The sequence below is a fragment of the Neoroseomonas rubea genome (assembly GCF_016106015.1).
In the GTDB taxonomy this organism is placed as follows: Bacteria; Pseudomonadota; Alphaproteobacteria; order Acetobacterales; family Acetobacteraceae; genus Neoroseomonas; species Neoroseomonas rubea.
This window is the reverse complement of the sequence record NZ_JACADQ010000116.1, coordinates 1-11,161: the sequence shown is the minus strand read 5'-3', so window position 1 is coordinate 11,161 and position 11,161 is coordinate 1. Positions and strand designations below refer to the sequence as shown.

Genomic DNA, 11,161 nt, shown 5'->3' with positions numbered 1-11,161 from the left:
AGGGCACCTCGTTCAGCATCCGCTCCTCGACCTCGGAAAGCCGGAACAGCGTCACGGCCATCGCGTCGCATGCGAACAAGGCCTGGGCGCAGCGGCTTGCCGGCGCCATCGCGCACCGCCCGCCGGGCTGGGCCGCGCTGGCGGGTGCGCCGGAAGGGCCGATCCATCCCGCCACGCTCTGCCAGGCGTTGCGGCCCTACCTCGCCGCGCCCGACGACGTGCTGGTCTGCGATGGCGGGGAGATCGGGCAATGGGCGCAGGCGATCCTCGCCGCGCCTGCGCGCATCATCAACGGCGTCGCGGGGGCGATCGGCGCGGGGCTGCCCTTCGCGCTCGCCGCGCGCGCGGCGCGGCCCAAGGGGCGCATCCTCGCGGTGATGGGCGACGGCACCTTCGGCTTCCACATGGCGGAATTCGACACCGCGCACCGCCACGGGCTGCCCTTCGTGGCCGTCGTGGGAAACGACGCGAAATGGAACGCGGAGCACCAGATCCAGCTGCGCGAATACGGCGCGAACCGCGCCCATGGCTGCGAACTCGCCCCCGGCACCCGCTACGACCTGGTGGCGGCCGCGCTCGGCGCGCATGGGGAATTCGTGACGCGGGCGGAGGAGATCGTGCCGGCGATGGAGCGCGCCTTCGCTTCCGGCCGCGCGGCCTGCGTGAACGTGCTGATCGAGGGGCAGCCGGCACCGTCGATCCGCATGGGCTGACGCGGCGTTCCGCGGATGACGGGGGCGGGGCGGCGCATCGCGGCGCCGGCCCGAATCGTCCCGCCTGTCGGGATGCGTCCTGATTGCTGCGAAAATCTCCTTGCGGGTCCGATGGTCCGTGAGAAATCTGATGGGGCTTAGGCGGTCGTTGAATAGTGTATTTGCAAGTTAATCTTCGTCATCCTGAAATAAGAAGCGCGCCGAGAAACTGAAGAAGAACTTCAAAAAGACTTGGCCCCATTCCTGCCGCATTGTCTGCGGCGGGGGGCTCGGCCATCTGTTGTCGAAATCGAGATTTGATCTTTGGCGCGGACCGTGATTGTAGAACGCCATGACGACCGCGAATGGATCGTCGGCATCCCCCTGCCGGCGTCAGCTAGCGGCGACCTCGCGCGCATTGCCGCGGGGCGCCCGTCCTCCAGGGTTCCGGCTTCGCCGGTTATCCGATCCCATCAACCGGTCCCGGCGGCGCCTCATGGCGCCGGTCTGGGCCACGGCGATCGCCGGCGCCTTTGTCCTGTCCGCCTGCGCGCCGGATGCCGACGCCATGACGCGCAACCTCGCTGCTCCCGCGCTCGCGCGGGAGGATCTGTCGCCCCGCTCCGCCTGCCTCGAGGCGGCCCGCGAGGCCGAGCGCAAGCACGGGCTGCCGGAAGGGCTGCTCGTCGGCATCGCGCTGAATGAGAGCGGCCTGCACGCGCACGCCATGAACATCCGCGGCCGCGCGGTCTATCCCGAAAGCCGGGAGGAAGCGTTGCGCGTGCTGCGCGCCGCCGGCGGCCGGTCCGTCATGGCCGGCTGCGTGCAGGTGAATGCCGGCGTCCATGCGCGGGGCGGGGAGGCATGGCCGCTCGATCCCTGGCAGGCGACCGATTGGGCGGCCAACTACCTCCGCCAGCACTACGAGACCTACGGCGACTGGGGCATGGCGGTGGTGCGCTGGCATGGCGGCTCGCCGCGCCAGACAACGCGCCTTGTCTGCCGCGTGCGCAGCAAGATCGACGTGGTGGCGCCGCAGTCGAACCTCTTCGTGGAACGCTGCCGCGGCACGCGGACCCAGATGGCGCAGTTCCGCCGCAACGGCCAGGCGCTGCTGGAAATGGCAGAGGCGCCGTAGCGCACCGCGCGCGCCCTTCGCCGGCTGTCCGGCGAAGGGCGCGCGCCTCAGCCCGGCATGCGCGCCAGCACCCGGTCCACGAAGGCCTGCGCCGACCCCAGATAGGCGGACGGGTCCGTCATGCGCGCGATCGCATCGCGGTCCAGCTTCCCGGCCAGCCGCCCGTCGCGCAGCAGCGCATCCGCCAGGCTCAGCCCCTCGGCGATGGCGAGGTCGCAGGCATCGTTCACCACGTGATGCGCCTCCCCCCGCCCGAGCAGCGGGGCGAGGCCCATCATCACCGCCTCGCTGACGATCAGCCCGCCGGTCGCGTCGAGGTTGCGGCGCATCCGCGCGGGATCCACCACCAGCCCCTCGGCGATGAAGCGCGCCTGGCAGACGGCGCCGTGGGTGAGCAACATCGCCTGCGGCAAGGCGAGCATCTCGGCCTGCCAGGGGCCGGTGCCGCGCTCGAGGTCCTGCGCCATGGCGGCGAGCATCTGGGGCACGAGCGCGTGCACGCCACGCGCCTGCGCCAGCACATACTCGCAGGCGATCGGGTTGCGCTTCTGCGGCATGGTCGATGACCCGCCGCGGCCGCGCACATGCGGCTCGCTCACCTCGGCCACTTCCGTCTGCATAAGCAGCATCACGTCGGTCGCGATCTTGGAGAGGTTGCCGCAGACGATGCCGAGCCAGCAGGCCGCTTCGTTCAGCCCGTCGCGCGCCACGTGCCAGGGGATCTCCGCTTCCGCGAGGTCCAGTTCCTTCGCGAGTTCCCGCGAGACGTCGAGCCCTTTCCCACCCAGCGAGGCGAGCGTGCCCGCCGCCCCGCCGAAGGACAGCCGCAGCAGGCGCGGGCGCATCTCCGCCAGGCGTTCCAGCGAGTTGAGCAGCGGCGCGAGCCAGACCGCCGCCTTGGTGCCGAAGGTGACCGGCAGCGCGTGCTGGAGATGCGTCCGCCCGGCCATCACCGTGTCACGATGCGTGCGCGCCAGCGCGGCGAGGCCCGCGCAGGTCGCCCGCAGATCGGCCTCGATCAGCCCGAGCCCGTCGCGCATCTGCAGCACCAGCGCGGTGTCCATGATGTCCTGGGTGGTGGCCCCCCAATGGGTCCAGCGCCCGGCATCGGGGCCCGCCAGCGCGGTCAACTGCTTCACCAGCGCGACGACCGGATAGCCCGTGTTGCGCGTGGCAGCCGCCATGGCGGGAAGGTCGAGCCGCGTCGCATCCGCCGCCGCGGTGATCGCCGCCGCGGCCTCGGCCGGGATCAGTGCGAGCCGCGCCTGGGCGCGCGCGAGCGCCGCCTCCACGTCCAGCATGCGCTGGAGGAAGGCGTGTTCGCCCATCGCGGCGCGCATCGGGTCGGTGCCATACAGCGCGCCGAGCACGGCGCCATCGGCGGGGTTCACGGGCATGGCGGCGTTTCCTTCCGGGCCTTCTCGCCGCCATCAAGCCATGGGCGGCGCGGCACGCAAGGGGTTCAGCCCAGATGCGGCAGCAGCACGTCGGTCGAGCCCCGCGACGTGGCCCCGGCCCAGTCCTGCACGACCTTCAGCAGCTCGCCGACCGGCAGGTAGTTCCGGTCGAAATAGCGCATGGCGGCGAGCATGACGGAATCGAAGCGCAGCGCCTCCGGCACCAGGAACATCAGCGCCGCGACCGCCTGCAATTGCTGCGGGCTCGCGCGTTCGGCGCCGAAGCCCGCGGCCTGGGTCAGCAGCTGCACCGGCGGCATGGAGATCGCCTTCGGCGCTGCGCCGAGCAGCACCGAGTAGTTCAGCGCTTCCTCCACCTCGACCACCGGCGCGCCGGGCGGGTTGCCGGGGCGCGCGTAGTCCTTGAACACGTACCACTTGCCGTGCGGCAGGGCGCGCAGCCCGAACAGATAGAGGCTGCGCCGGTCGATCGCGAGCGCGATGCGCGGCGCGTCGATCGGCGCCCAGACCTCGATCACCTCGAAGCCCGTGCGGTCGAGGGAAAGGCGGTAGCGCATCTCCTTCAGCGTGAAGGGATAGAGGTAGGGCGACAACTGCACCCAGGCACGGAAATCGTCGGGCTGGTGCAGCAGGGCGATGTTGCCGGACATGGCGCGGCCTCCCGTCGAGGGGGCGACGCTACCATGGCGGCGCAGCGCGCCGCAGCGGGCTGCCCCGCCGCTGCGTGATGCGCCTCACACCAACGGCCGCCTTCGGCGACGCGGTGGGGTTCCTCTTCATGCCCCCGCGCGCCGGACACGCGCCGGGCTTGCCGCCGTTGTGCCGGCCGCGGGCTGTTGCATCATGCCCGCGGCGTCACGCCGCCCGGTCAGTAGAGGACGACGGAGCGGATCGACTTGCCTTCGTGCATCAGGTCGAAGGCGGTGTTGATCTCGTCGAGCGGCATGGTGTGGGTGATCAGGCTGTCGATCTCGATCTTCCCCTCCATGTACCAGTCCACGATCTTCGGCACGTCGGTGCGCCCGCGCGCGCCGCCGAAGGCGGTGCCGCGCCAGTTGCGGCCCGTCACCAGCTGGAAGGGGCGGGTGCTGATCTCCTGCCCGCTGGCGGCAACGCCGATGATGATGCTCTCCCCCCAGCCGCGATGGGTGCATTCCAGCGCCTGGCGCATCAGGTGGACATTGCCGACGCATTCGAAGGAGAAATCGGCGCCGCCGCCGGTCAGGTCGACGATCGCCTGCACCACCTTGTCGCGGCCAATCGCGTCGGGGTTCACGAAGTCGGTCATGCCGAACCTGCGCGCCATCTCCTCGCGCGCGGGATTGATGTCGACGCCGATGATCTTGTCGGCACCCACCATGCGCGCCGCCTGCAACACGTTCAGCCCGATCCCGCCCAGGCCGAACACCGCGACATTCGCGCCGGGCCAGACCTTGGCGGTGTTGATCACCGCGCCGATGCCGGTCGTGACACCGCAGCCGATGTAGCAGATCTTGTCGAAGGGCGCGTCTTCCCGGACCTTCGCCAGCGCGATTTCCGGCAGCACGGTGAAGTTCGCGAAGGTGCTGCAGCCCATGTAGTGGAACACGGTGCCCTGGTCGCAGGAGAAGCGGGATGATCCGTCCGGCATCACCCCCTTGCCCTGCGTCGCGCGGATCGCCGTGCACAGGTTCGACCGCCGCGACAGGCAGGTTTTGCACTGCCGGCATTCCGGCGTGTAGAGCGGGATCACGTGGTCGCCCGGCTTGAGTGTGGTCACGCCCGCGCCGACCTCCCGCACGATGCCCGCGCCCTCATGCCCCAGGATCGCCGGGAAGATCCCTTCGGGGTCGGCCCCCGACAGCGTGTAGGCGTCGGTGTGGCAGACGCCCGTTGCCATCACCTCGACCAGCACCTCGCCCGGCTTGGGGCCGCCGATCTCGATGGTCTCGATGGTCAGCGGGGCGCCCGCCTTCCAGGCGACGGCGGCACGGGTCTTCATCGGCGGCGACTCCTCGGGGCTGCGCGCGGCATGCTTCGCTACGCCCCCGGTTCAGGTCAAGGCGCGCACGAGCGTGAGCGAGATCGCGGGGAAGCCGATGAGCAGCGCCAGCCGCACGAAATCCGTCAGCAGATAGGGCAGCACCGCGCGGTAGATCGCCCCCATCGGCACGTCCCGCGCCATGCTGGAGACGACGAAGACATTCAGCCCGATCGGCGGCGCTGTCAGCCCGGTGCCGACCACCACCAGCACCAGGATGCCGAACCAGATCGCCGTCTCCTCGCTCGTCAATCCGAAGTCGAGCGCGGTGATGACGGGGAAGAAGACCGGCAGCGTCAGCAGCATCATTGCCAGCTCGTCCATCACCGCGCCCAGGAGGATGTAGACGGCGAGGAAGGCGACCAGCACGCCATAGGGCGGGAAGCCCTGGTCGGCGACCCACATGGCCAGCAGGTCCGGTGCCTGGGACAAGGCGAGGAAGGCGTTGAACACCTCCGCCCCCAACAGGATGACGAAGATCATGGCCGTGGTCTCGGCGGTCGCCTGCAGGCTCTCGCGGATCTGCCGCGGGCTGAGCGTGCGCCGCGTGAGGCCCACCAGCAGCGTCAGCGCGCAGCCGACCGCCGCACTTTCGGTCGGCGTGAAGATTCCGCCATAGATGCCGCCCACCACCGCGACGGCGATCAGCAGCACCGGGATCACGCGCAGCAGCGCGGCGCGCCGCTCCTCGGCGGGCACCCGCGCGCCCGCGGGGCAGAGATCCGCCCGGCGCCGCACCCGCCAGGCGATGGCGAGGATATAGAACCCCGTCGCCATCAGCCCGGGGACCAGCGCCGCCATGAACAGCTTCGCGATGTTCTGCTCGGTGCTGATGGCATAGACCACCAGGATGACCGAGGGCGGGATCAGGATGCCGAGCACGCCGCCCACCGCGACCGTTCCCGCCGCGAAGCCTGGCGCGACGCCGTAGCGGCGCAATTCGGGCAGGGCGGCGCGGCCGAAGGTCGCCGTGGTCGCGACCGAGGAGCCGCACACCGCCCCGAAGCCGGCCGAGGCGCCGATCACCGCCATCGCCATCCCGCCCCGCCGGTGGCCGACCAGCGCGTTCGCGGCCGTGAACAGGTCCCGCGCCAGCCCGCCGCGCTCGGCCAGCGCGCCCATCAGGATGAACAGCGGGATGACGGTCAGCGTGTAGTTGGCGAACAGGAAGAAGGGCGTGGTCTTGAGATAGGCGAGCAGCCGCGTCGCATCGACGATGTGCGCATAGCCCGCGCAGCCGACGATCAGCATGGCGAGCCCGATCGGGCAGCGCAGCGCGAGCAGCAGCAGCAGCGCCGCGAAGCCTGTGCCGGCCAGGATGAATTCCTCGGCCATCAGCCGCGCCCACGCGCCGCGCGCCAGGTCCAGTACAGCGCGGCCAGCCCCGTCGCGGCGAAGCCCCCGGCACCGGCCAGGATCGCCCACCAGATCGGCACGGCGAGCAGGCCGATGGTGGTGGTCCCCGTCCGCAGCGCCTCCAACGCGCCCACTGCCATGCGCTCGGCGAGCACCAGTGCGGCCAGGCCCCAGACCAGGTTCCAGAAACCGTCGATCGCCTGCGTCACGCGGGGGGGCAGCCAGCCGGAAAAGCTGTCCACGAAGATGTTGGCGCGCATCAGCGTGCCGTAGGCAAGGCAGCCCAGCACCGCCAGCCCGCCACCCAGCTGCACGAGTTCGACATCGCCGCGGATCGGCTGCCCCGCCAGCCAGCGCAGCAGGACCGATGCCGTGACCATGAAGGCGACGGCCAGCAGCACGAGCCCCGCGCCGAGCGCAACGACGGTGGCGAGCCGCGCGATCGGCCCCGCGGGCGGCGCGGGCTGGCTCACGCGCGGGGGTGGCGGGCGGTCAGGAAACGCCCTGGCCGAGCTGGGCGACGAGGGCGCGCGTCTCCTCGACCAGCGCGGCGCCGTCGATGCTCCTCTCGCGCATCTGGCCGATCCAGGCCTGCACCACGGGCGCGGTCGCCGCCTGCCAGCGCGCCTTCTCCTCGGCCGTGATCTCGGTGATGGCGTTGCCGCGGCGGCGGACCATCTCCTCGACCTTGGGGCCTTCCTCGTCCCAGACGCGGGAAGCCATGATCGCCGCCACCTCGCCCGAATTCGCGTCCAGCACGCGCCTGAGGTCGGGGTCGAGCCCGTCGTAGCGCGCCTTGTTCATCGCCAGGATGAAGGAGGCCGTGTAGAGCGTCGGGCTGCCCGGGATGCCGACATGGTGGCGCACCATCTCGTGGATGCGGATCGAAGGGACGATCTCCCAGGGCACGACGGCGCCATCGATCACGCCCTGGGACAGCGCCTCGGGCACCTGCGGCACCGGCATGCCGATCGCGGTCGCGCCCAGCGCGCGCAGCGCCTCGCCGGCCTGGCGCGTCGGGAAGCGCAGCTTCAGGCCGCGCAGGTCGTCCATCGTCTTCACCTCGCGCCGCGCATGGATCAGCCCATGGTCGTGCGCCCAGGCGCACAGGATGTGCGTCTCGGCGAAGTCGGGCCGCATGTGGCGGTCGAACATCCGCCAGGTGACGCGCGCGTTCACGCTCGCCCGCTTGTGGGCGATGAAGGGCAGCTCGATGACCTCGATGCGCGGGAAGCGGCCGGGGGTGTTGCCGGGCAGGGTCCAGACGATGTCGGCGACGCCGTCCTTCGCCTGGTCATAGAGCTGCGGCGGCGCGCCGCCGAGCTGCATTGAGGGGAAGATCTGGATGCGCAGCCGCCCGCCTGACTCCTCCCGCACCTTGTTCGTCCAGGGAACCAGGAAGTGGCGATGGACGTTGGAGACGGCCGGCAGGAAGTGGTGCAGCCGCAGCGTCACCTCCTGCGCTGCGGCGCGGCGCGGCGTGACCAGCGCGGGCGCGGCGAGCGCGGCCCCGGTCAGCAGCAGGCGGCGATGAAGCATCTGGCATGTCCCCCTGTCGGCATTCTTGCTTGCCGCGATTGGTCGCCCGTCCCGCGTCGCGGCGCAAGGGAAACCGCCCGGTCAGCCCAACCCGAGCGCCCCGCGCAGCGCACGCGCCTTCGCCCGCACCACGTCGGGCGCGTCACCCGGGCGATAGAGCCACGACCCGAAGCCGAAGCCTGCCGCCCCCGCCGCGCGCCAGGGGGGGATCGTCTCTGCCGTCATGCCGCCCACCGGCAGCACGGCCGTGCCGCGCGGCAGCACCGCGAGCAGCGCGCGCAGCATGGCGGGGGATGCGCCCTCGGCCGGGAACAGCTTCAGCGCATCGGCCCCCGCGGCGAGCAGGGAGAAGGCCTCGGCCGGGGTGAAGAAGCCCGGGCAGGCGACCATGCCGCGCGCGCGGGCGGCGAGCACCAGCGGCGGCGCGGCATGGGGCGTCACCATCAACCGCCCGCCGGCGCGCGCGACGGCCGCGACCTCCTCCTCATTCGTCACGGTTCCCGCGCCGACCAGCGCACGGTCGCCGAAGGCCGCGGCCAGGCGGCGGATGCTCTCGATCGGGCGGGGCGAGTTCAGCGGCACTTCGAGAATGGTCAGCCCCTCGGCGAGCAGCGCGGCGCCGACGGGCTCCGCCTCCTCCGGCGTGATGCCGCGCAGGATGGCCACGGCGGGGCAGGCATCGAGCCAGGGGGCGAGGCTCATGGCAGCGCGCTGCCAATCAGGGCGAGGCCGCGTGCGGCGGCATCGGGCGGCGCTTCCCGGCTCGGCACGCCGAAGGCGTCGAGCGCCGCGGCGTAGCGTTCGGTGAGAAGGCTGCCGCCGACGAGGATGACGGGCGGCGCGACGCCGGCCTCGAGCGCCGCGGCGATCTCGTGCCCGATCAGCAGGCCGGAGAGGAAGGAGCCGGCCTCCTCCTCCCCCAGCTCGTCGAACAGCGCGGCGGCGCGCAGGCCGAACAGGTGGTGCAGCAGCCCGCCCCCCTGCCGGGCGCGCGCGACGCCCCGGGCAAAGGCCCCGGCATGGTGCGGCGCGCGGGGGTCGAGCGTGCGCGCGAGGATGGTGTGCCCCGAGAGCGCCGAGAAGGCTTCGCCGGTCATGTGGGTGGCGAAGCCGGTAACCCGCCCGCCGGACAGTTGGGCCCATTTGGAATGGCTGCCGGGCAGGCAGACCGTCGCCTCCCCCCCGCCGAGGCTCGCGGCGGCGCCGAGCATTTCCGTCTCCTCCCCGCGCAGGACCTCCGGCACGCCCTGCCGGTCGCGGCAGGTCAGGCCCGGCACGAGCAGCGCCTCCGCATCCTCGAAGGGCAGACGGACCAGGCGCTCGACGAGGGTGTCGAAGCCGGCGGGGCAGGGGATATAGGGCGCTTCCTGCCAGCCCTGGCGGCTCCCGACCATGCCGGAGAGGAGCACGCGCGTCTCGCCGGCCGCGATCCAGTCGCCGACGACCGCGCGCAGCGCATCGGGGAAGCCGCCGGGCTCGATGGTGAGGATGCCGCGCGGCGCCTCCCGCCGGGCCGCGATCCGGCCATCCCCCGCCAGGCGGTAGGCGCGCAGGTTCGATGTCCCCCAATCGACGCCGATCATTGCTTCCCCCAACCTTGCAGGGACCGGATGCCAAAAACACGGCCCCTCGCGCAACGCCCACTTGCGCCGGCCCCGGCGCGCGGAAATGTTTCACTGCCGGGCATGATATCGGGAGGAACCAAATCCATGAACGGAAATGTGTCGCGGCGGCCCCGCTGGGCGCTCGCGCTGACCATCCTGGCCGTCTCCGCCCTGCCGGCGGCGGCGCAGATCGCGGTGTCCGGCAATGACAGCAAGCGACGGCTCGAGAACGGGGTGAACCGGATCGTCTCCGACGCCACGACCGACACGGCGACGATCATCGACCTCGGCGGCCGCGCCCCGCGCGTGGTGGGAGAGGTGCCGCTGTCCCATTCCGTCGTCGGCCCGCCCACCTCGGTGGCGATCACGCCGGATGAGCGCTACGCCATCGTCACCTCGGCCGAGCGGCTGGACCCGGCGAATGCCTCCCGCACCGTGCCGGACAACCGGGTGCAGGTGATCGACCTGCGCGCCACGCCGCCGCGCGTGACGCAGGTGGTCGAAGCTGGCGCCGGGCCGTCCGGCGTCTCGATCAACCGGGCGGGCAACCTGGTGCTGGTGGCCAACCGCAACGCCGGCACGGTCAGCGTCTTCCGCTTCGCCAACGGGGCGCTGGCGCCCGTCTCGACGGTCACGATCGGCAACGCCACCTCCTCGCCGGCGCATGTGCAGTTCACGCCGGATGGGCGCCGCGCGCTCGTCACCCGCGACGATGCGGCGGGGTCCTTCGTCTCGGTGCTGACGGTGGATGGCGAGACGGTCACCAAGACCGACCGCGACATCACCGCCGGCATCCGTCCCTACGGCATGGGCATCACGGGCGACGGGCGCTGGGCGGTCGCGGCGAATATCGGCCGCGGCGGCGGGGATGCCGACACGGTCACGCTGATCGACCTGCGGCGCGAACCCTATCTCGCGGCGGACACGATCTCGGTCGGGCCGACGCCGGAAGGCATCCAGGTCAGCCCGGACAATCGGCATGTGGCGGTGACGATCCACAACGGATCGGCGCGGCCGCAGGGGCACCCGCTGCGCGGGCGCGGGCAGCTGGTGATGCTGCGGATCGACAATGGCCGGCTGCGCGAAGTGGCGCGCGCGCCGATCGGGGACTGGGCGCAGGGCATCGCCTTCTCCCGCGACGGGCGCACCATCCTCGTGCAGAACATGGCCGACCGGAACATCGCGGTGTTCCGCTTCCAGGACGGGCGGCTGACCGATACGCGCCAGCGCATCGCGGTCAATGGCGGCCCGGCGGCGATCCGCACGGCGGACGCGCCCGCGCGGCGTTGACGGCGAACCTCAAGGGGGCGGCCCCCCCTTGCGTCGAGGTCCGGGCGCGGGACCGGTCCGCCGGCCTGCGCCTGCCCCGCGCGCCGATCTCGCGCGCTTTCCGG

Annotated in this window: 11 protein-coding genes; 3 read left to right on the top strand and 8 right to left on the bottom strand. The window is 71.9% G+C overall.

Going from position 1 to position 11,161, the window contains the following annotated elements; translation table 11 throughout:
• On the top strand, window positions 1-713 hold a 713-nt coding region (locus tag HW577_RS12815), incomplete at its 5' end, for a thiamine pyrophosphate-dependent enzyme (RefSeq protein WP_232474897.1).
• Between the two features lie 475 nt (window positions 714-1,188).
• Window positions 1,189-1,830 (top strand): transglycosylase SLT domain-containing protein, encoded by a 642-nt coding sequence (locus tag HW577_RS12810; RefSeq protein WP_232474896.1) that lies wholly within the window; start codon window positions 1,189-1,191, stop codon window positions 1,828-1,830.
• A gap of 47 nt (window positions 1,831-1,877) precedes the next feature.
• On the opposite strand, the gene pcaB is transcribed toward HW577_RS12810, so the two are convergent.
• The 8 genes from pcaB to HW577_RS12770 all read right to left on the bottom strand — a co-directional run bounded on the left by pcaB (window position 1,878) and on the right by HW577_RS12770 (window position 9,746).
• Entirely contained in the window at window positions 1,878-3,227 is a 1,350-nt protein-coding gene (pcaB, locus tag HW577_RS12805) for a 3-carboxy-cis,cis-muconate cycloisomerase (RefSeq protein ID WP_198376526.1), read from the bottom strand.
• Between the two features lie 65 nt (window positions 3,228-3,292).
• Window positions 3,293-3,898, bottom strand: coding sequence for a ribosome-inactivating family protein (locus HW577_RS12800; RefSeq protein WP_198376525.1), 606 nt, complete (start codon window positions 3,896-3,898; stop codon window positions 3,293-3,295).
• A 218-nt stretch (window positions 3,899-4,116) separates the two neighbouring features.
• Window positions 4,117-5,229, bottom strand: coding sequence for an S-(hydroxymethyl)glutathione dehydrogenase/class III alcohol dehydrogenase (locus HW577_RS12795; protein WP_198376524.1), 1,113 nt, complete (start codon window positions 5,227-5,229; stop codon window positions 4,117-4,119).
• Window positions 5,230-5,280: 51 nt separating this feature from the next.
• Window positions 5,281-6,603, bottom strand: coding sequence for a TRAP transporter large permease (locus HW577_RS12790; RefSeq protein ID WP_198376523.1), 1,323 nt, complete (start codon window positions 6,601-6,603; stop codon window positions 5,281-5,283).
• A complete protein-coding gene (locus tag HW577_RS12785) occupies window positions 6,603-7,097 on the bottom strand; it encodes a TRAP transporter small permease (protein WP_332837664.1) in 495 nt (164 codons plus the stop codon). The genes HW577_RS12790 and HW577_RS12785 overlap by 1 nt, the downstream gene beginning before the upstream one ends.
• 19 nt (window positions 7,098-7,116) lie before the next feature.
• Window positions 7,117-8,163, bottom strand: coding sequence for a TRAP transporter substrate-binding protein (locus HW577_RS12780; protein WP_198376522.1), 1,047 nt, complete (start codon window positions 8,161-8,163; stop codon window positions 7,117-7,119).
• A gap of 81 nt (window positions 8,164-8,244) precedes the next feature.
• Entirely contained in the window at window positions 8,245-8,865 is a 621-nt protein-coding gene (locus tag HW577_RS12775; RefSeq protein WP_198376521.1) for a 2-dehydro-3-deoxy-6-phosphogalactonate aldolase, read from the bottom strand.
• A complete protein-coding gene (locus HW577_RS12770) occupies window positions 8,862-9,746 on the bottom strand; it encodes a 2-dehydro-3-deoxygalactonokinase (RefSeq protein WP_198376520.1) in 885 nt (294 codons plus the stop codon). Before HW577_RS12770 ends, HW577_RS12775 begins: the two co-directional genes overlap by 4 nt.
• A 126-nt stretch (window positions 9,747-9,872) precedes the next feature.
• On the opposite strand from HW577_RS12770, the gene HW577_RS12765 reads away from it, so the two are divergent.
• Window positions 9,873-11,057, top strand: a complete 1,185-nt coding sequence (locus tag HW577_RS12765; RefSeq protein ID WP_198376519.1) for a lactonase family protein — start codon at window positions 9,873-9,875, stop codon at window positions 11,055-11,057.
• The last annotated feature ends 104 nt before the right edge of the window (window positions 11,058-11,161 follow it).